Source organism: Paractinoplanes aksuensis, assembly GCF_024137025.1.
Lineage (GTDB): Bacteria > Actinomycetota > Actinomycetes > Mycobacteriales > Micromonosporaceae > Actinoplanes > Actinoplanes aksuensis.
On sequence record NZ_JAMYJR010000007.1, the window covers coordinates 96,327 to 115,157 of the forward strand.

An 18,831-nucleotide genomic window follows, 5' to 3' on the forward strand; every position below is an offset into this window, starting at 1 on the left:
GTTCTCCGCATGGTCACCGTCGAGGACGTCCGGCGGGTGGTCCGCGACCTCCCGCGCAGCTCGGAACACCTGATAGCCGACCGCGTGAAGTTCCGCGTCGGCACCATCGTCTACGTCGCGTTCTCCCGCGACGAGACCACCATGGGCTTCACCTACCCCAAAGAGGAACGCGACGCCCTGATCACCGCCCAGCCGGCCACGTTCCACCTGCCCCGCGAGTCCGACCTGCGCTTCAACTGGGTCCAGGCCTGGCTGTCCGCCCTCGACCACGACCAGATGACCGAACTGATCCGCGACGCCTGGCGCATGGTCGTCCCCAAGAAAGTCTGGTCCGCCCACCTTCGCACCTGATCCACCCCCACCGCACCCGCCCCTCCCGCGCAGACAGCCGAGTGTCATCCGCGGAGCCCAGCAGCCCTCCCGCAGAGACGGCGGCCTCGTTCCCGGGCAAACGTCTCCCACCCGCCCAGCCGGGCAGCCCCGCTTGCACAGGCGCGACCCGCTCGCGCAAGCGGGCGATCACTTTGTGAACGCTCGGCTCTACTCGCGCAAGCGGGCGACCCGCTCACGCAGGCGTGCGACCCCGCTCGCAAGACGTCTCCCACCTGCCCAGCCGGGCGACCCCGCTCGCGCAAGCGGGCGGCTCGCACAGGCGGGCGACCCCGCTCGCACAGGCGGGCGATCACTTTGTGAACGCTCGGCTCTACTCGCGCAAGCGGCGACCCGCTCGCACATGCGCGCGACCCCGCTCGCACAGACGAATCCCACCTGCCCAGCCGGGCGACCCCGCTCGCGCAAGCGGGCGACCCGCTCGCACAGGCGGGCGATCACTTTGTGAACGCTCGGCTCTACTCGCGCAAGCGGGCAGCGATCTCGGCCGGGGTGAGGGTGCGGTCGTCCTCCGGGTCGGCGTCGGCCAGTGGGGTGCGGGCGATGGTGGCGTAGACGTCGGCGATCGCGGTGAACAGGTCCGGGGGTAGGCCGGCGGCCTGCTGGGTCGCGGCCACCTCGCGCATCTCGTCGACGAAGCGGGCGGCCTTGGTGGCCGAGCGGGCCACTCCCGAGACGTCGGCCAAGCCGTTGCGGCCCAGGTCGGCCAGCACTTCGTCCAGCACGCCGTGAGCGTCGGCCATGCGCAGGGACTGGGTGATCAGGGCGGTCAGGCCCTTGTAGACGCTGCCCGTGCACATCTTGAGGGCGCTGGCCGAGCCCATCCGGTCGCCCAGCACGATCGGCTCGACCTGGCCCGACCACGGAAGATCGGCCACCATTGCTGCGTCCGGGCCGGAGAGATAGAGCCGGGCCCCCGGTCGTACGGTGGGCGGTGGGCCTGAGATCGACCCGTCGATCACTCTCACACCGGTCAGCGCCTCGGCCACCTCGACCATCGTCGTCGGGGACACCGCGTTGAGATCGGCCACGATCAAGTCGCCGGTTGGCCGGCGGCGGTTCTGCGCGGCTATCGCTTTCGCGGTGGCGACAGCCGATCCGGGTGGCGTCACCGAGAGCACGATGTCGGCCGCCGCGATCACCTCGGCCAGACTGGGGAGCAGCTCGAGCCCGGCCTGGGTGGCCAAGCGCGCGGTGCGGGCCGACCTCCCCTCGAGCGTGGTGATCACCCGGGCGCCGCCCTCGCGCAGGGCCGCCCCCAGACCTGAACCCATGAACCCCGCGCTGACCAGCCCGACCGTCGACACCGCCCGATCCTCCCCCGCGTGACACGCAACATCAACAACACCGTGCCGAGTGGCCACGCCGCCGCGCCGCCGTGCCACCGCCGCGCCGCCGTGCCACCGCCGCGCCGCCGCCACGCCACCCCGCACCGCCACGCCACCGCACCGCACTGCCACGCCACCCCGCCACGCCACGCCACGCCGCTCAGCACCGCACCGCACCGCACCGCCACGCCGCGCCGCACCGCCACGCCACCCCGCCACGCCGCACCGCCGCACCACTCCACTCCGCCGCACCACCGCGCCGCGCCACCCCGCCACACCGCTGCACCGCCCCGCCACGCCGCACCGCCACCCCGCCGCACCGCCGCACCACCCCGCCCCGCCGCCCCGCCACATCGCTGCACCGCCCCGCACCGCCGCACCGCGCCGCCGCACCGCCCGCTGCGCCACCGCACCACCGCACCGCGCCGCTGCGCCGGGTGGCAACGGCCGACGCGCCGAGACGCCACGCCGTGGACTTAGAAGTTGGTTGATCGGTGTGGTAGCTCTACTAGGGCATGTGCTGGCAGTTGGCCATGTCACAGCCGATGTCATACTTTGGCTGTCCCGCCACTGAGAGTGCTCGGAGCGTTATGCCCGCCGACGATGTGACCGTTCGCCGGCCCACGTTGACTCAGGTGGCCGCGCTGGCCGGTGTCAGCCTCAAGACCGCCTCCCGGGCGCTCAACCAGGAACCCAACGTGGCCCCCGCCACCGGCCGCCGGGTGCGGGACGCGGCCGACCTGCTCGGCTACCGGCTCAACGGGATCGCCCGCGAGCTGCGGCGCGGCGCCACCTCGGCCCTGGTCGGGCTGGTCAGCGGCGACCTGACCAACCCGTTCTATTCGGCCGTGGCCTCGGGGATAGAGCGTGAGCTGCGGCAACACGGGTTGCTGCTGATCACGGCCAACAACGACGAGGACGCCATGCTGGAACGCAGCCTGGTCGACGCCTTCCTCGAACGACGCGTACGGGCCCTGCTGGTGATCCCCAGCGCCGACGACCACGAGTATCTGGCCATCGAGGGCAATCACGGCGTGCCGTTCGTCTTCCTCGACCGGCCGCCGGACGGGCTGGCCGCCGACGCCGTCCTCATAGACAACGTGGGCGGCGCGCGGTCGGCCGGCGAACACCTGCTGGCCGCCGGACATCGGCGGATCGCGCTGGTCGCCGACCTGGTGCGCATGGCCCCGCAGCAGGGCCGGATCGACGGCTTCGTGGGTGCGATGCGGGCCGCCGGCAACAACGCGTGGGAGCCCTACATCCGCACCGATGTCCACGATGTACGGCATGCCGAGCGCACCGTGCGCGAGCTGCTCACGCTCGACCCGCCCCCGACGGCGATCTTCACGACCAACAACCGGCTCACCACCGGCGCCCTGCGCGGCATGCGCGGCCTGGCCGACCCACCGGCCCTGCTCGGCTTCGACGACTTCGACCTGGCCGACGTGCTGGGCACCACCGTCGTCGCCCACGACATGACCGCCCTCGGCCGCGAGGCAGCCCGGCTCGCCTACGAGCGCATCAGCGGCCACACCGGCCCCGCCCGAACCATCGTGATTTCCACATCTATCATTGCCCGCGGCTCGGGCGAGCGTCCTCCCCGCTGACCCACCAAGAACGAACACGAGCGGCGAAGAGATCGACAGTCGGCGAGACGGAGGGTGCCCGAAATGACCGCACCCGCTGCCCGCGCCAGGAGTTCGACAAGTGCCGAAATAAGGCCTCAGAACGGCGTTTTCGCAGGCCAGCTAGGGATCGCTCAGGTAGCGACAATCAGCGCACGTAACGACACGGAAACAGCCGTTGACACTTGTGCGGTTCAGGCGGCACGGTAACCCCCATCGCGTGACAACGATGTCAATATTTCGATGGGAGATAGTCGGGATGGTCTTCAGTCCTGTTAAGGGTGGCGGGCGGGGCGGTCGGATGGGGCTCACTCGACGGGCTGCCGTTGCGGCTGTCGGTGTCGCCGCGCTCCTGACCGCCGGGGCCTGTGGGTCCAGTGACGACAATGGCGGCGGGTCCGGCTCGACAAAGGTAGAAGTCTTCACCTGGTGGGCCGACGGCGGCGAGAAGGCCGGCCTCGACGGCCTGGTCAAGCAGTTCGGCACCGACTGCGCCGGGCAGACCTTCGAGAACGGCGCGGTGGCCGGTGGCGCCGGCGCCAACGCGAAGTCCGTGCTCGCGTCCCGCCTGCAGCAGGGCACCCCGCCCGACACGTTCCAGGCCCACGCCGGCGCCGAGCTGAGCGACTACATCCTGGCCGGTCAGGTCGAGGACATCAGCGCCGACTACGACGCGTGGGGTCTCAAGCAGGCCTTCCCGCAGGGCCTGATCGACAACCTGACCGTCGAGGGCAAGATCTACTCGGTCCCGGCCAACATCCACCGCGCCAACGTCGTGTGGACGAACAAGAAGGTGCTGGCCGACGCCGGTATCACCAAGGACCCGACCGACCTGGCCGGCTTCATCGCCGACCTGGACAAGGTCAAGGCCAAGGGCATCAAGGCGCCGCTCGCGATCGGCAAGGACTGGACGCAGCTGATGCTGTTCGAGTCGGTGCTGATCACCGACCTCGGCCCGGAGAAGTTCACCGGCCTGTGGAACGGCACCACCGACTGGAACGACCCGCTGGTCACCAAGGCCATCAACGACTTCAAGACGCTGCTGACCTACACGAACACCGACCGCGACGCGCTCGACTGGACCGACGCCGAGAAGCTGGTCATGGACGGCAAGGCGGCGTACCAGCTGATGGGTGACTGGGAGGCGGCCGACCTGGACGCCAAGAAGTTCACCGACTACGCGTGGTTCACGTTCCCGGGCAACGGCGACACGTTCCAGTGGCTGGCCGACTCGTTCGTGCTGCCCAAGGGGGCCAACAACCCCGAGGGTACGAAGTGCTGGCTGAAGACCGTCGGCTCGGCCGCCGGCCAGAAGGCGTTCAACACCACCAAGGGCTCGATCCCGGCCCGTACGGACGCCGCGCCGGCCGACTACCCGAAGTACCAGCAGGCCGCCATGGCCGACTGGAAGTCGTTCAAGCAGGTGCCGTCGTGCGCCCACGGTTCGGCCTGCTCGCAGGGCTGGCAGGGGGCGGCCAACTCGGCCCTCGGCGCCTTCTCGACCAAGCAGGACGTCCCCGCGCTGCAGAAGGCCCTGGCCACCGCCGCGTCGCAGTTCGTCAAGAAGTAAGCACCTTCAGGTGATGGGGGCGGCCACCGAGCCGCCCCCATTTTCCGCTTTTCCCAAAAGGAGCCCGGATGCGCAAACTCCGGCACTGGGGACCGGGCCTCTTGCTGCTCTCCCCGTCGCTGATCCTGCTGGCCATCTTTGTCTACGGCCTGATCGCCTGGACGACCAAAGTCTCCGTCTCCGACGAGCACAACGCGCTCGGGTCGAAGGGCTTTGTCGGCCTGGAGAACTACACGAAGCTGTTCACCGAGGACATCAACGACCGGTTCACCCACTCGCTCAAGAACCTGGCCCTCTTCACGATCGTGTTCCTGGTCGGGGCGATGTTCTTCGGTCTGCTCTGGGCCTTCATCCTCGAGCGCGGAGTCAAGGCGGAAGGCTTCTTCCGTACGGTCTATCTGTTCCCCATGGCCGTGTCGTTCGTGGCGTCGGGTGTGGTGTGGCGCTGGTTGATGAATCCGAACAAGGGCGAGAACGCGGGCGGTCTCAACGCCGTACTCGGGGGTCTCGGTCTTGATTTCGCCCAGAGCACCTGGTGGACCAATCCGAACTGGGGCATGGCGTCGATGGCCATTCCCGCCATCTGGCAGCTCGCCGGTTATGTGATGGCGTTGTTCCTGGCCGGCTTCCGGGGCATCCCGGCCGAACTGCGCGAGGCCGCCGCCATGGATGGCGCTTCGACGTACCGGCTGTACCGCAACGTGATCTTCCCGCAGCTGACGCCGGTGGCGCTGTCGGCGCTGATCATCCTCGGCCACATGTCGATGAAGATGTTCGACCTGATCATGAGCGTCTCGGGACCGCAGTGGCTGACCGAGGTGCCCGCCATCTATGTCTGGCAGACGCTGCTGACCAGCGACTACGCCAAGGCCGCGGCCATCTCGATCATCCTGCTGCTGCTCGTCGCCGTCGTCATCGTGCCGTATCTGATCTACACGAACCGGCAGGAGAAGAACGCATGACGACGGTCGCCACTCCCCCGGCCGCGGTCGAGACGCTCGCGCCGAAACGCAAGCCGCGCCAGAAGACCGGACCCGGGTCGATCTTCAAGTACCTGCTGGCGCTGATCTTCCTGATCATCGTGCTCATGCCGATGTACGTGCTGATCGTGACCAGCTTCAAGTCGGGCGCCGACATCGGCGTGACCAGCCAGTGGAACCTGCCCGAGACGTGGACCCTGGCGTCGTGGGAGAAGGCCTGGAACGTCCTGCGCCCGTCCTTCATCCGCACGTTCGAGCTGGCCGTCCCGGTCGCGATCATCTCGTCGCTGATCGGCGCGGCCAACGGCTTCGTGCTCAGCCGCTGGCGCTTCCCCGGCGCCGACGTCGTGTTCACGCTGATCCTGTTCGGCATGTTCATCCCGTACCAGGCCGTCATGATCCCGCTGCGCGAGATCGTCACGACGCTCGGCATCCCGCCCGGCATCACGACGCTGGTCTTCGTGCACTGCGTGTACGGCATCCCGATCTGCACGCTGATCTTCCGGAACTACTACGCCACCACGGTTCCCGAGGAGCTGATCGAGGCGGCCCGGGTCGACGGCGCGGGGCTGCTGCGCACGTTCGGCCGGATCATCCTGCCGATCTCGATCCCCGGCTTCGTGGTCACGATCATCTGGCAGTTCACGTCGGCCTGGAACGACTACCTGTTCGCCATCTTCCTGTCGAACACGCGGAACGGCCCGATCACCATCGCCCTGAACGCTCTGGCCGGGGCCCAGTCCCCCGACTACGCGGCGTCGATGGCCGGCGCGCTCATCACGTCGCTGCCCACGCTGCTCGTCTACGTGTTGCTCGGCCGCTGGTTCATCGGCGGCCTCATGGCGGGGTCGGTCAAAAGCTGACTCGCGGCCCCCGGCTCGCCCGACCGGCGGGCCGGGGGCACAGCACGGAGGATGACGATTCGGACAAATAACCCGTGGCGCAGGAGACGGCGGGGCAAGATCAGCCGTACTCTCTCGCCTGTGACCACCGAGGACGTCCGGCTGCCGCGCACCGCTCAGGGCTTCGCCGAGCGCATGGCGTACGCCTGCCAGAAAGACCCCGCCGAGATCGCGCGCCGCGTTCGGGTGCGCCGCGTGACCACCGCCCTGCTCGTGGGCTGGGCGGTCATCGTCCCCATTCTCGTCGTTTACGGCGTGACCGGCCGCCGGCACGAACCCGAGATCATCTCGATCGCCGCCGCCCTGACCGTGGGGCTGCCCTTCCTGGCCGCCGTCATCGCCACGCACGGCCGCCGGTTCGGGCTCGGTGGAACGTACGTCGTCCTGACGCTCCTGATGGTCCTGCCCGCGATCTGGGTCGCCCAGCTGCGCTAGGTACGGCACGATGGGGCGATGGCGGGCAAGAGTGCTGGTGAGGAGCGGGACGGGGTCGCGCTGACGAACCTCGACCAGGAACTGTTCGAGGACGCGGGCGCCACCAAACGCGACCTGGTCGACTATCTCGACGCGGTGCGCGACTGCATGCTGCCGGTGCTGCACGATCGGCCGCTGTCGGTGATCCGCCTGCTGCGCGGCCAGGACAGATTCATGCAGAAAAATCTTCCGAAATACACGCCGGACTGGGTGCCGCGGACCAAGGTGTGGGCCGAGGCGTCGCACCGCGAGGTCACGTACGGCCTGTGCAACGACCGCCGCACGCTGCTGTGGTTCGGCAACCAGCGCGCGATCGAATACCACCCGGCCCTGATGCTCACCGGCTCCCACGCCCCGACCCACCTGATCATGGATCTGGACCCGCCCGAGGGGGAGCACTTCCGGCTGGCCGTGCAGGCCGCCAAGCTCGTGCGCGAGGCTCTGGCCGGCGCCGGCATGTCCGGGGCGGTGAAGACGAGCGGTTCCAAGGGCGTCCACGTCTTCGTGCCGCTCGACGGCCAGGCCGACGCCGAGCAGGTGGCGGCCGCGACCCGCGCCGTAGCGGCCCGGGCCGAGCGCCTCGACCCCGAGCTGGCCACCACCGCGTTCATCCGCGACGACCGGCACGGCAAGGTCTTCCTCGACGCGACCCGCTCGGGCGGGGCGACGGTGGCCGCCGCGTTCAGCCCGCGCGTCCGCCCCGGCGTGCCCGTCTCGTTCCCGGTGCCGTGGGACGACCTCGACGACGTCACCCCGGCCGACTTCACCGTCCACACCGCACCCGGCCTGCTCGGCGGCGGCGACCCGTGGGCGTCCGCGATGCCGGCGCCACAACCGCTCGACCCGGGCCTGATCGACGAGGGCCGCACCATCCCGGTCGCCCGCGTCCAGGCCATGCACGAGGGCAAACGCCGCGCCAAGGCCCGCCGCGAAGCCGGCTGACCTCGTCCCGTGTCCTTGGCGCGCCGACCGCAGGATCTTCCTACCCTGAGCGCATGCTGATCCAGCAACGCCTGCGCGACCGGGTCACCCACCTTTGTCGCGACGACCCGGCACTGGTGGCGGCGCTGACGTACGGGTCGTTCGTGAGCGGTGAGGCCGACGCCTACAGCGACATCGAGTTCTGGCTGTTCTTCGACCCTGCCGCGGCGCCCGACGCACCCACCTGGCTCGCTGCCGTCGGCGAGTTCCAGCACGTCGTCGTCAACGAGTTCGGCGCGCACGTCGTGTTCTTCCCGGGCCTGATCCGCGGCGAGTTCCACTTCGTCACGGCCGCAGACATTCCTTCCGTACGCTCGTGGCCCGCCCGCAGCGGCCCGGCCGACCGCATGATCGTCGTCGACCGCACCGGCGAGCTGCGCCGGGCCCTGGACACGTTGCCCGCCCAGCCGCCCCGGCCCACGACCGCCGGCGAGGTCGGGGAGCTTTGCGGCCGCTTCGCGAACTGGCTGATCCTCGCCCACCACGTCACCCGACGGGGCGAACTGCTGCGCGCCCTCGACGCCCTTACTCACACCCAGCGCCACCTGCTGTGGATGACGAGGTTGACCACCGACAGCACCCAGCACTGGCTCACGCCGTCCCGCCACGCCGAGACCGATCTGCCGACCGAGGTCACCCGCATGATCCATGGCGCAACAGCAACCGCCGACCCCTCGTCGCTCGCGGCAGCCCTTACCGCAAACTGGCGCCTCGGCCGTTCCTGCTGGCGGCAACTCGGTCTGAGGCACGGGTTCGCCGTGCCGGAGGCGCTGTTCCGCGAGCTCGATCAGCGGCTCGGCGACGAGGCCAGCCAGTCGTAGATGTCGGCGTAGATGTCGGGGCCGGGCAGGTGGCCGCCGGGGTAGACGTGGCCTCGGGCGTCGGGGTTGTCGCGGGCCGCGGCGCCGGGCTCGGTGGGGAACTCGGGGCCGCCGGCGGCGACCTTGGCCAACACGCCGGCACCGATCTCGGCCAGTTCGGGGCGCAGCGTGGCCTCGTCCAGCTCGGGTTTCGCGGTGGGTTTGATGCCGGAGAGCACGGCGCAGCGCAGCACCCTCCCGGGCAGCAACGCGGCGGCAGCCAGGGCGTGCGGCCCCCCACCGGAACCACCGAGGACGGCGAACCGCTCCCAGCCCTGCGCGTCAGCCAGCGCGGCCGTGTCCGAAGCCGCGTCGGCGACCGTACGGCCGGGTTGGCGGGTCGAACCGCCGTAGCCGGGGCGGTCGTAGTAGAGCAGCCGCAACCTGCTCTTTTCCATCGTCTCGACCATGGACGGGCGCTTCGAGCGGCTGCTCGGCGTGCCGCTGTGCGCGATCACCGGCACGCCGTCCTCGGGGCCGTAGAAGCAGTGACGCAGAGTACGGCCGTCGGCGGTCACGAGATGCGGGGGCACCGCGTCACGGTAGCGGGCGGGATACTCCGAATGGTGCAGCCGGTAGTCGGGAGGCGTCGATGGAAGTGTCAGCGGCGGGACGACGTGCGGCACCCCCGGCCGCCCCTAGCGTCCCGGTCATGAACAGATATCTTGCTCCCGCGCTCACCCTGGTCGGCGTGCCCGCGGGTCTCGCCGTCACCGGCGGCAATCAGCAGACCGTCATGACGCTCGCGCTGGCCGGCTGGCTGGCGCTCGCCGCCTGTTTCGCACCCCGATTTCCCCGTACGGTGCTCGTGCTCTCCCTGTCGTTCGTGATCGGCCTGCGCGGCTCGAACCTGGTCGACGCCGGCTGGGTGTGGCCGGCCACCGCGGCCTTCGTGGTGGCCGTGCTCGCCGGTCATCTGCGGTTCGCGATCGCCGCGGGTGGTCTGGCCCTGCTCTACGGCGCGGGCTGGGACGGCTTCGTGATGATGGAGGAGCACAGCGTCGACTGGACGCTGGCCCACGTCGGCGGGGACGCGTTGTGGCTGGCCGCCGTGCTGGCCGCGGCCACCGCCTATCTCAGCACCCGCCGCTGGCAGCACGAGATGTCCCTGCGCCAGGTCCAGGACCAGCACGAGCGTGAGCTCGAGGCCCGCCGCCGCCGGGCCGAGGAGCGGGTCGGCATCGCCCGCGACCTGCACGACGTCGTCTCGCACACGCTGGCCGTGGTCGGGGTGCACCTCAACGTGGCCCTCGACGCCTTCGACACCGACCCCGAGGAGGCCCGCTCGTCGCTGCGCCTGGCCCAGGACGTCCGCGGGCAGGCCATGACCGACCTGAAGTCGCTGGTCGACGTGCTGCGCGACGGCGCCGCCCCGATCGTCGCCGAGCCCACCGACGGGCTGGGCGGGCTGGACCGGCTGGCCGAGCAGGTGCGGGCGGCCGGGCTGACGGTGTCGGTGACCGAGTTCGGCGAGCGGTCGGACGTGCCGGCCGCGGTGGCCACCGCGATCTACCGGGTGGTGCAGGAGTCGCTGACCAACACGGTGCGGCACGCCGGCGCGAGCCGGGTGGTGGTCACCCTGCGCTACACGCCGACGAGCGCGGTGGTGGACGTGCAGGACGACGGGCCGGCGTCGGCCGCGGTCGTCGACGGCAACGGCATCGCGGGTATGCGGGAGCGGGTGGCCGCCCTGGGCGGCGCGCTCACGGCCGGCCCGGGGAAGACCGGTTTCTCCGTACGGGCGACGATCCCCTACCTGGAGCGCGAATGATCAACGTACTTCTCGCCGACGACCAGCATCTCGTCCGCGCGGGTTTCCGCAGCCTGCTGCGCCGCGACAAGCAGATCCAGGTCGTCGGCGAGGCGTCCACCGGTGACGAGGCCGTGCGCACCGCCCGCGCCCTGGGGCCCGACGTGATCCTCATGGACATCCGGATGCCGGGGATGGACGGCATCACGGCCACCCGCGAGATCCTGGCCGTCGCGCCGGACACCCGCGTGATCATCCTGACCACGTTCGAGACCGACGAGTACGTGTTCGCGGCGCTCGCGGCCGGGGCCAGCGGCTTCCTGACCAAAGAGATCGGCCCCGACGGCCTGCGCCAGGCGGTCCGGGTCGTGGCGGCCGGGGACGCCCTGCTCTCCCCCAGCGTGACCCGGCGGGTGGTGGGCCAGTTCGCCCACCGCCCGGCCGCGGCGCCCGGCGGCAACCGGCTGGCCGTGCTGACCGAGCGCGAACGCGAGGTGGTGCGGCTGGTGGCGACCGGGCTGTCCAACGACGACATCGCCCGCGAGCTGGTGATCAGCCCGTTGACGGCCAAGACGCACATCACCCGGGCCATCGCCAAACTGGGCGTACGGGACCGGGTCCAGCTGGTGATTATTGCGTTCGAGGAAGGCCTGGCCGGGCCGTTATCTTGACCCCATGCAACGGATCCTGGTCTACGGGGTGACCGGTTCCGGCAAGTCGACTCTGGCTGCCCGGATCGGTGAGCGCCTCGGCCTTCCGTACCACGCGGTCGACGATCTGACCTGGAGACCCGGCTGGGTGCCGCTCTCCGAGCCGGAGCAGCGCAAGGTCATCGGCGAGCTGCTCAGCGCCGACACCTGGGTCATCGACGGCGGTTACGCGATCTGGCTCGACCTGGTGATGGAGCGGGCCGACCTGATCGTGGGTCTGGACATGCCGCGCTGGGTGTCGTGGAGCCGGATGGTGCGCCGCTCGGTCCGCCAGATCGTGCGCCGCACCCCTACCTGCAACGGCAACTACGAGACGTGGCGGCTCTTTCTGTTCGACCGCGAGTCGTTGCTCTACTTCCACTTCCGCTCGTTCCGCCGCAAGCAGGCCCGCATGCGCCAGTGGCACGACAGCCCCGAATTTCCCGAGACGGTGCTGCTGCGCTCCCCGGCCGAGGTCGAGCGCTGGCTGGCCGGGCTCAAGGTCGGTTGAGGTCGAGCTGGTAGAGCGCGCTGCGGTGGGTCGGCCGGTAGCCGAGGGCGTCGTTGACCCGGCGCATGGCCGCGTTGTCGTCGGCAGTGTCGGCCAGCAGGCCGTCGAGCCGCGGGAACCGGGCCCGGGTCCGGTTGATCTGTTCGGCCTTCATCCAGCGGCCGAGCCCGTGCCCGCGGTGTTCGGGCAGCACACCGGTGCCGTAGTGCTGGGCGTCGCCGGCGCCGTCGCCGGGCACGACCAGTTCGGTGAAGCCGGCGATCTCGCCGTCGGCGGCCACGACGGCGGTGGTGCACAGGATGTCGCCGCGGTCGGACGCCAGCCAGGCCAGCCGGCGTGGGCGCGCCGGGTCGGTCAGAGGCGTGATCGTCATTCAGACGGTGTAGCGGTTCACCGCCGACGGCCGCAACACGATTCGGACCAGGCCGGTCGTGCGCCATTCGTCGATGAGCTGCCGCTGGTCGGCGTCGAGCGTGCCCCAGTAGCGTTCGGCCAGCCGGGCCGCGAGTTCGGGCCCGCCGTCGTCGTGCAGGGTGACCGGGCCCTCGACCGCCACCCAGTACTCGGGCTCACCCGTCGGGGCGGCCACGACCACCGACGCCCGGGGCTGCTCGCGCAGGCGGGCGACCTTCGGCGCACCGGGCGTCGAGAACATCTGCAGGTCGCCGTCGGCGGTCACCTCGAACCACACCGGCCGGGGCGACGGCCAGCGTTCGCCCCGCGGCGCGACAGTGAGAAAGGCGTAGAGCGGCCGGTTGAGCAGCGCAAGATCCTCGTCTCGGAACATGCGATCAACCTTAGGGCCTGTTTCGCAGCAGGGGCGGGAGCGAGGTGCGGTCACCGGGATTCGTGCGGGGCACCGCAGGGCCAGCAGGACCCAGGCGTCGACGCAGCCGCTGGTAGCGACGATCGAGGGTCACGCCGTGGCCCCGCCGAACGAGGCCTGCGGGCGGCGGCGCAGCTGTTGCTCGGCCGCGGTGGCGTTGCGGCGCAACCGCTCGATCTCGGCCGCCAGCGCCCCCGCGCCGCTGTCGGTCAGCCGGTAGTAGCGCCGCAGGCGCCCGTCGACCGCCTCTTCGCGGTCGACCTCGATGAGGCCCTGGTCGTCGAGCCGGTCGAGCGCGCCGTAGAGCGTGCCCGCCCGCAGCTTGACGTCGCCGCCCGACAGGTCGGCGACCGCCTGGATGACCCCGTAGCCGTGGCGCGGCTGCTCGGCCAGCGCGGCCAGGATCAGAAAGGTGGGTTCCTGCATGTCGACGACAGTACGGGCGACGATATATACCGTCAAGCGATCAGTGGGCGGTCGAGACCCACGTGCAACCAGCGGGCCAGGTCCTCGATCTCGCGGTCGACCGCGGCCGCCGTGGCCCGGGTGACCGGCTCGTCGAAATGGATGGCGTCGACGCGCAGCACGCCCTGTTTGCGGTCGGTGGTGGCGTCGAGCTTGCCGATCAGGCGGTCGCCGCTGAGGATCGGCAGGGCGAAGTAGCCCCAGCGACGCTGGGCGGCCGGCTTGTACATCTCGAGGTTGTAGTCGAACTCGAACAGGTCGACCATCCGCTTGCGGTCGAAGATGAGCCGGTCGAGCGGGGACAACAACGCCGTACGCCCCTCGAACCCGCCCCCGAGGAAGGCCGGGTCGACCCGCCACTTGCCGCGCACACCCTCGACCACGGCCGGCTCGCCGGCCTCGCTCTTGCGGGCCAGGCCCAGTGACCGCAGCAGCCGCTCGGCCCGGGTCCGGGACGCCTCGGGCTCGGGCACCACGTCGTCCGGATAGACGCGACGGGCCAGGTCGAACATCCGCTCGCGGCCGTCGCGGTCGGCCACCGCGACCTCGCCCCGCACGATCAGGCACTCGAGCATCATGCCGACGTTGCGGTTGTTGTTCCAGCCCGACGAGCCCCACGGCACCTGGGCCGTGTCGGGGATCGAGGCCTGCGGCACGGGCCCGTCGACGTCCAGGATGTCGAGGATGTCGGTCCGGAACTTGTCATTGGCGTCGACCCAGTGCTGGGCGCTGGGATGGCCGAACTGGGAGTCGGGCGCCTGATGGGCGGCCATCTCGGCCCGGAACAGCGGGATGTCGTCCATCGGCCGGATCATGCCGCGCAGCTCGACGTACGTGCGGTCGGCCAGCCCTTCGGCCAGCTCGGACGGGCGGTACGAGGAACCGAGCCGGCTCCAGGCCACGAGGTCGGCGCTGGGGGCGACCGCGGCCGTCTGGTCGTACTGCAGGAACGTCAGGCGGTCGACCAGATCGAACAGGTCGGCCGGGCGGTGGGCGTCGAGCAGCTGGGCCCGCACAGCGATGCGGCGCGCTTCTTGACGGCTCAGCTCGACGACCACTCACCAGACGCTAAAGGAATCAGCAGAGCGGCGCAGCATGCCCGCCGCGTGAAGCTGGTCAGCCGCGCAACAGCGTGGCCATCTCGGGCAGCTTGAAGAACTCGGCCGTGGCCACCGCGGACGGGGTGCCGGCGTCGGGGTCGGCGCCCGCGGCGAGCAGCACCTTGACGGTCTCGGCGCTCTGCCGGAAGACCGCGGCCGACAGCGCCGTCTGCCCGCGGTCGTTGACCCGGTCCGGGTCGGCGCCCCGGTCGAGCAGGGCCGCCGCCGTGTCCGGATGCTCGTGATAGGCGGCCAGGATCAGCAGCGTGTCGCCCTTGGCGTTGGTCAGGTTGGCCGGCACGCCCGCCGTCACGTGGGCGGCCAGCTCCTCGGTATCGCCCGCGCGGGCCAGGTCGAACATCCGGTGGGCGTACGCGATCGTCTCGTCATCCAGGTCGGCCACGCCCGACCGATAACCCGATTCGCACACGATCAAACGTGCGGAAACAGCATTTCACTTGCCTCTCCATCAATTGACGAGTAACGATGTCTGACAGATGGGCGGCATGTGACGATGTGGGGAGTTACGGATGCACCGATCGCGAGGGCTGATGGCCCTGACTGTCCTGGGAGCGATGATGATCGGGACGCCGGCTCACGCGGCAGCCGGGCCGGGGTTCACCTCGTCGTTCGAGAACGGCCAGCCGCAGCCTGACTGGATCGACACGACCGAGCGGGCGGCCGGGGTCGACGGCACGGTGACCGCCGGAATGCCGGGCAGCCTGCGCGACCGGGTCGTCGCGATCGCGGTGAACGCCGAGCCCAACAGCAACGAGGGCGGCGCCAACCTCAACGACGGCGACCCCGCGACCAAGTGGCTGACCGACACCCCCACGAGCTGGGCGCAGTACACGCTGGACGAGCCGATCGAGGTCGTCCGGTACGCCTTGACCAGCGCCAACGATGCCCCCGAGCGCGACCCCCGGGACTGGACGCTGGCCGGCTCGGCCGACGGCGCGAGCTGGACCACCGTCGACACCCGGGCCGGCGAGACGTTCGGCGAGCGGTTCCAGACCAAGACGTACGAGGTGGCGACGCCGGGCGCCTACAAGGTGTACCGCCTGACCGTCACCGGGCACCCGTCGGGCGATCTGAGCCAGCTCGCCGACCTGGAGCTCGCGGACGCCGACACCACACCCCCGCCGGCCGGTCCCATGCAGAGCCGGGTGGGTGACGGACCGGCCAGCTCGCCGACCGCGAAGGCCGGCGCCGGCTACACGGGCCTCAAGGCGTTCCAGATCGCCGGGCGCCACACGGCCGAGGGGCGCGGGTACGCGTACAACAAAGTCTTCGACGTCAACATCAAGGTGAAGGCCGACACCGAGCTCTCCTATCTGGTCTTCCCCGAGTTCAACCGCACCGACCTCAGCAACCCGGCCACGTATGCGGCGGTGGACCTCGCCTTCACGGACGGGACCTATTTGTCCGACTCGGCGGTAAGGGACCAGCACGGCGCGGGACTCAGCCCGCGCGCGCAGGGCGAATCGAAGACCCTCTACACCGCGCAGTGGAACCTCAAGAAGGCCCGCCTCGGTCAGGTCGCCAAGGGCAAGACCATCGACCGCATCCTCGTCGGCTACGACAAGCCCAGCGGCCCCACCACCTTCCGCACCTGGTTCGACGACATCAAGATCAGCGAAGTAGCTCCGGCCGAACCCCACAAGAACCTTTCGGCGTACGTCGACACGCGCCGGGGCACGCAGTCGTCCGGCGACTTCTCGCGGGGCAACAACTTCCCCGCCACCGCTGTGCCGCACGGTTTCAACTTCTGGACGCCGGTGACCGACGCCGGATCGACCAGCTGGCTCTACCAGTGGTCGCGGCAGAACAACGCCGACAACAAGCCGACGATCCAGGCCTTCTCGACCAGCCACGAGCCCAGCCCGTGGATGGGTGACCGCCAGACGTTCCAGGTGATGCCGTCGACCGGGCTCGACCCGGGCCGCACCGCGCGGGCGCTGCCGTTCAGCCACGACAACGAGGTCGCGAAGCCGTACTACTACGGCGTCACGTTCGACAACGGGCTGCGGACCGAGCTCGCCCCGACCGACCACGCCGCCCTGTATCGGTTCACCTTCCCCGGTGACGCGGGCAACCTGATCTTCGACAACGTCAACAACAACGCGGGCCTGACGATCGACGCCGCCCACCGGTCGATCAGCGGCTGGACCGACGTCAACAGCGGCGGGCTCTCGGCCGGGTGGACCCGGATGTTCGTGTACGCCACGTTCGACAAGAACGTGACCGCGAGCGGCTCGCTGGCCGAGGGCAACCGGCCGGCCACGGGCTACGTGAGCTTCGGCGACAAGACCGTGCACATGCGGATCGCGACCTCGCTGATCAGCGTGGCCCAGGCCAAGCACAATCTCGACCTCGAGATCGGCGCGAAGGAGAAGCTCGATTCGGTGCGCGACCGGGCCCAGAAACTGTGGGACAAGAAGCTGCGCACGGTCGAGGTGGAAGGCGCGTCCGAGGATCAACTGGCCACGCTCTACGGCAACCTCTACCGCCTTTTCCTCTATCCCAATTCGGCGTACGAGAACACGGGTACGAACGCCAAACCGGTCTACAAGCACACGGTGCAGTCGGCGGTGACCAGCCCGGCCGGCACGCCGACCGAGACGGGGGCGCCGGTCAAGGACGGCAAGGTGTACGTCAACAACGGTTTCTGGGACACGTATCGCACGACCTGGCCGGCGTACTCGTTGCTGACCCCGGAAATGGCGGGCGAGATGGTCGACGGGTTCGTGCAGCAGTACCGCGACGGCGGGTGGATCTCGCGGTGGTCGGCGCCGGGTTACGCGAACCTGATGGTGGGCACGAGCTCGGATGTCGCGTTCGCCGACGCGTACCGGAAAGGGGTGAAGGGTTTCGACATCGAGGAGGCCTACGCCGCCGCGGTGAAGAACGCGACAGTCACCCCGCCCGATCAGAACGTGGGCCGCAAGGGCCTGGCCGGCTCGATCTTCAAGGGTTACACGCCGAGCGACGTCACCAGCGAGGCGATGAGCTGGGCCCTGGACGGTTACATCAACGATTTCGGCATCAGCGAGATGGCAGCGGCGCTGGCCGCCAGGACCGGCGAGAAACGGTACGCCGAAGAGGCCGAGTACTTCCGCAACCGCGCTTTGAACTACGTCAACATGTTCGACAAATCCGTCGGCTTCTTCCAGGGCAAGACGTCGGCCGGCGTCTGGCGTCAGACACCGGCCAACTACGACCCGCGGGTGTGGGGTTACGACTACACCGAGACCAATGGCTGGAACATGGCCTTCCATGTGCCGCAGGACGGGCAGGGACTGGCCAATCTGTACGGCGGTAAGAAGGGACTGGCCGACAAGCTCGACCAGTTCTTCGCGACGCCCGAGACGGCGAAGTTCCCCGGCTCGTACGGCGGCACGATCCACGAAATGGTCGAGGCGCGCGACGTGCGGATGGGCCAGTACGGCCACAGCAACCAGCCGTCGCACCACATCATCTACATGTACGACTACGCCGGGCAGCCGTCGAAGGCGCAGAAGCTCGCGCGAGAGGCATTGTCACGGCTCTATCTGGGCAGCGAGATCGGCCAGGGCTACCCCGGCGACGAGGACAACGGCGAGATGTCGGCCTGGCAGGTGTTCTCGGCGCTCGGCTTCTATCCGCTGCGGATGGGTTCGCCGGCCTACGCGATCGGGTCGCCGCTGTTCACCAAGGCCACGGTCAACCTCGAGAACGGCAAGAAGATCGTCGTCAATGCGCCCAAGAACTCCGCGAAGAACGTCTACGTCCAGAGCTTGAAGATCAACGGCAAGGCGTACGGGTCGACCTCCCTGCCGCACTCGGTGCTCGCGAAGGGGGCGACGCTCGACTTCACGATGGGCCCGAAGCCCTCGGCGTGGGGCGCCGACTCGCCGCCACCCTCGCTGACCAGCGGTGATGCGGTGGCGAACCCGCTGCGCGACCTGACCGGGCAGCAGGCGGGCACGGCCTCGGCGCCGGCCCTGGTCGACGACACGACGGCCACCCGGGCCACGGTCGACGGCACGTTCACCTACGAGTTCGGCCCGTCCGGCGAAAAGGTCACGCACTACACGCTGACCTCGGCCGACACGGCCGGCGCAGACCCGTCGTCGTGGACCGTGCGCGCCTCGGCCGACGGCGTCACGTGGACGACGATCGACACCCGATCGGCCGAGACGTTCGACTGGCGGCTGCAGACCCGCCCGTTCAAGATCGCAAAGCCCGGGCTGTACAAGTTCTACTCCGTCTCGTTCGGCGGTCCCGTCGCCCTGGCCGAGGTGGAACTGCTCGGGAAGCCATAGTTCGTGGCCCGGACCCCACTCGGGGCCCGGGCCGCTTCGTCTTGTCCGCGGTGAGGCGGATGACACTCGCCCCTGC

Annotated in this window: 19 protein-coding genes and 1 pseudogene; 13 read left to right on the forward strand and 7 right to left on the reverse strand. The window is 69.9% G+C overall.

The genetic code is table 11. From position 1 onward, the window contains the following. Positions 1–9: 9 nt before the first annotated feature. On the forward strand, positions 10–351 hold the full coding sequence (locus tag M1L60_RS08510; protein WP_253236775.1) for an MmcQ/YjbR family DNA-binding protein: 342 nt from the start codon (positions 10–12) through the stop codon (positions 349–351). A 497-nt stretch (positions 352–848) separates the two neighbouring features. On the opposite strand, the gene M1L60_RS08515 is transcribed toward M1L60_RS08510, so the two are convergent. After that, a complete protein-coding gene (locus M1L60_RS08515; RefSeq protein WP_253236776.1) occupies positions 849–1,697 on the reverse strand; it encodes an NAD(P)-dependent oxidoreductase in 849 nt (282 codons plus the stop codon). 18 nt (positions 1,698–1,715) lie between these two features. Here M1L60_RS08515 and M1L60_RS08520 point away from each other — a divergent pair, with 18 nt between their 5' ends. From M1L60_RS08520 to M1L60_RS08555, 8 genes are all read left to right on the forward strand, one after another. Beyond that, positions 1,716–2,198, forward strand: a complete 483-nt coding sequence (locus tag M1L60_RS08520) for a hypothetical protein (RefSeq protein ID WP_253236777.1) — start codon at positions 1,716–1,718, stop codon at positions 2,196–2,198. 110 nt (positions 2,199–2,308) lie between these two features. After that, positions 2,309–3,325: a LacI family DNA-binding transcriptional regulator gene (locus M1L60_RS08525; RefSeq protein WP_253236778.1), complete on the forward strand. Its 1,017-nt coding sequence runs from the start codon at positions 2,309–2,311 to the stop codon at positions 3,323–3,325. A gap of 319 nt (positions 3,326–3,644) precedes the next feature. Beyond that, positions 3,645–4,913 (forward strand): ABC transporter substrate-binding protein, encoded by a 1,269-nt coding sequence (locus M1L60_RS08530; protein ID WP_253236779.1) that lies wholly within the window; start codon positions 3,645–3,647, stop codon positions 4,911–4,913. Between the two features lie 134 nt (positions 4,914–5,047). Beyond that, entirely contained in the window at positions 5,048–5,875 is an 828-nt protein-coding gene (locus M1L60_RS08535) for a carbohydrate ABC transporter permease (RefSeq protein WP_253236866.1), read from the forward strand. Continuing rightward, positions 5,872–6,756, forward strand: a complete 885-nt coding sequence (locus M1L60_RS08540; protein ID WP_253236780.1) for a carbohydrate ABC transporter permease — start codon at positions 5,872–5,874, stop codon at positions 6,754–6,756. The genes M1L60_RS08535 and M1L60_RS08540 overlap by 4 nt, the downstream gene beginning before the upstream one ends. A gap of 120 nt (positions 6,757–6,876) precedes the next feature. Further along, positions 6,877–7,230, forward strand: a complete 354-nt coding sequence (locus M1L60_RS08545) for a hypothetical protein (RefSeq protein WP_253236781.1) — start codon at positions 6,877–6,879, stop codon at positions 7,228–7,230. 18 nt (positions 7,231–7,248) lie between these two features. Continuing rightward, positions 7,249–8,211 (forward strand): DNA polymerase domain-containing protein, encoded by a 963-nt coding sequence (locus tag M1L60_RS08550; protein ID WP_253236782.1) that lies wholly within the window; start codon positions 7,249–7,251, stop codon positions 8,209–8,211. Positions 8,212–8,264: 53 nt separating this feature from the next. Continuing rightward, entirely contained in the window at positions 8,265–9,071 is an 807-nt protein-coding gene (locus M1L60_RS08555; protein WP_253236783.1) for a nucleotidyltransferase family protein, read from the forward strand. Here the strand turns inward: M1L60_RS08555 and M1L60_RS08560 are convergent. Further along, entirely contained in the window at positions 9,038–9,643 is a 606-nt protein-coding gene (locus M1L60_RS08560; protein WP_253236784.1) for an alpha/beta fold hydrolase, read from the reverse strand. The genes M1L60_RS08555 and M1L60_RS08560 overlap by 34 nt on opposite strands. 119 nt (positions 9,644–9,762) lie before the next feature. Here M1L60_RS08560 and M1L60_RS08565 point away from each other — a divergent pair, with 119 nt between their 5' ends. The 3 genes from M1L60_RS08565 to M1L60_RS08575 are packed head-to-tail and all read left to right on the forward strand — an operon-like array spanning position 9,763 to position 12,060. Then, positions 9,763–10,881 (forward strand): sensor histidine kinase, encoded by a 1,119-nt coding sequence (locus M1L60_RS08565; RefSeq protein ID WP_253236785.1) that lies wholly within the window; start codon positions 9,763–9,765, stop codon positions 10,879–10,881. Beyond that, on the forward strand, positions 10,878–11,531 hold the full coding sequence (locus M1L60_RS08570; protein ID WP_253236786.1) for a response regulator: 654 nt from the start codon (positions 10,878–10,880) through the stop codon (positions 11,529–11,531). The genes M1L60_RS08565 and M1L60_RS08570 overlap by 4 nt, the downstream gene beginning before the upstream one ends. Positions 11,532–11,535: 4 nt before the next feature. Further along, positions 11,536–12,060 carry a P-loop NTPase family protein gene (locus M1L60_RS08575; protein WP_253236787.1) on the forward strand — a complete coding sequence of 175 codons (525 nt, stop codon included), beginning with the start codon at positions 11,536–11,538 and terminating at the stop codon, positions 12,058–12,060. Here M1L60_RS08575 and M1L60_RS08580 read toward each other — a convergent pair. The 5 genes from M1L60_RS08580 to M1L60_RS08600 form a co-directional block, all read right to left on the reverse strand. Then, positions 12,047–12,433 (reverse strand): GNAT family N-acetyltransferase, encoded by a 387-nt coding sequence (locus tag M1L60_RS08580; protein WP_253236788.1) that lies wholly within the window; start codon positions 12,431–12,433, stop codon positions 12,047–12,049. The two genes, M1L60_RS08575 and M1L60_RS08580, sit on opposite strands and share 14 nt — an antisense overlap. Beyond that, positions 12,434–12,847 (reverse strand): pyridoxamine 5'-phosphate oxidase family protein, encoded by a 414-nt coding sequence (locus M1L60_RS08585; protein WP_253236789.1) that lies wholly within the window; start codon positions 12,845–12,847, stop codon positions 12,434–12,436. A 129-nt stretch (positions 12,848–12,976) separates the two neighbouring features. Further along, positions 12,977–13,312, reverse strand: coding sequence for a PadR family transcriptional regulator (locus M1L60_RS08590; protein WP_253236790.1), 336 nt, complete (start codon positions 13,310–13,312; stop codon positions 12,977–12,979). Positions 13,313–13,344: 32 nt separating this feature from the next. After that, positions 13,345–14,409, reverse strand: coding sequence for a DNA glycosylase AlkZ-like family protein (locus tag M1L60_RS08595; RefSeq protein WP_253236791.1), 1,065 nt, complete (start codon positions 14,407–14,409; stop codon positions 13,345–13,347). Positions 14,410–14,467: 58 nt separating this feature from the next. Next, on the reverse strand, positions 14,468–14,812 hold the full coding sequence (locus M1L60_RS08600; protein ID WP_256516213.1) for an ankyrin repeat domain-containing protein: 345 nt from the start codon (positions 14,810–14,812) through the stop codon (positions 14,468–14,470). Positions 14,813–14,981: 169 nt separating this feature from the next. On the opposite strand from M1L60_RS08600, the pseudogene M1L60_RS08605 reads away from it, so the two are divergent. Next, positions 14,982–18,743, forward strand: a pseudogene (locus tag M1L60_RS08605) (GH92 family glycosyl hydrolase); the annotation flags it as partial. Between the last annotated feature and the right edge of the window lie 88 nt (positions 18,744–18,831).

What these genes read in the sequence shown, in the direction of transcription:
- M1L60_RS08510 (WP_253236775.1), top strand. Translation starts at nt 10, where the DNA reads ATGGTCACCGTCGAGGACGTCCGGCGGGTGGTCCGCGACCTCCCGCGC.
- M1L60_RS08525 (WP_253236778.1), top strand. Translation starts at nt 2,309, where the DNA reads ATGCCCGCCGACGATGTGACCGTTCGCCGGCCCACGTTGACTCAGGTG.
- M1L60_RS08530 (WP_253236779.1), top strand. Translation starts at nt 3,645, where the DNA reads ATGGGGCTCACTCGACGGGCTGCCGTTGCGGCTGTCGGTGTCGCCGCG.
- M1L60_RS08540 (WP_253236780.1), top strand. Translation starts at nt 5,872, where the DNA reads ATGACGACGGTCGCCACTCCCCCGGCCGCGGTCGAGACGCTCGCGCCG.
- M1L60_RS08550 (WP_253236782.1), top strand. Translation starts at nt 7,249, where the DNA reads ATGGCGGGCAAGAGTGCTGGTGAGGAGCGGGACGGGGTCGCGCTGACG.
- M1L60_RS08555 (WP_253236783.1), top strand. Translation starts at nt 8,265, where the DNA reads ATGCTGATCCAGCAACGCCTGCGCGACCGGGTCACCCACCTTTGTCGC.
- M1L60_RS08565 (WP_253236785.1), top strand. Translation starts at nt 9,763, where the DNA reads ATGAACAGATATCTTGCTCCCGCGCTCACCCTGGTCGGCGTGCCCGCG.
- M1L60_RS08570 (WP_253236786.1), top strand. Translation starts at nt 10,878, where the DNA reads ATGATCAACGTACTTCTCGCCGACGACCAGCATCTCGTCCGCGCGGGT.
- M1L60_RS08575 (WP_253236787.1), top strand. Translation starts at nt 11,536, where the DNA reads ATGCAACGGATCCTGGTCTACGGGGTGACCGGTTCCGGCAAGTCGACT.
- M1L60_RS08580 (WP_253236788.1), bottom strand. Translation starts at nt 12,433, where the DNA reads ATGACGATCACGCCTCTGACCGACCCGGCGCGCCCACGCCGGCTGGCC.
- M1L60_RS08585 (WP_253236789.1), bottom strand. Translation starts at nt 12,847, where the DNA reads ATGTTCCGAGACGAGGATCTTGCGCTGCTCAACCGGCCGCTCTACGCC.
- M1L60_RS08590 (WP_253236790.1), bottom strand. Translation starts at nt 13,312, where the DNA reads ATGCAGGAACCCACCTTTCTGATCCTGGCCGCGCTGGCCGAGCAGCCG.
- M1L60_RS08600 (WP_256516213.1), bottom strand. Translation starts at nt 14,812, where the DNA reads ATGTTCGACCTGGCCCGCGCGGGCGATACCGAGGAGCTGGCCGCCCAC.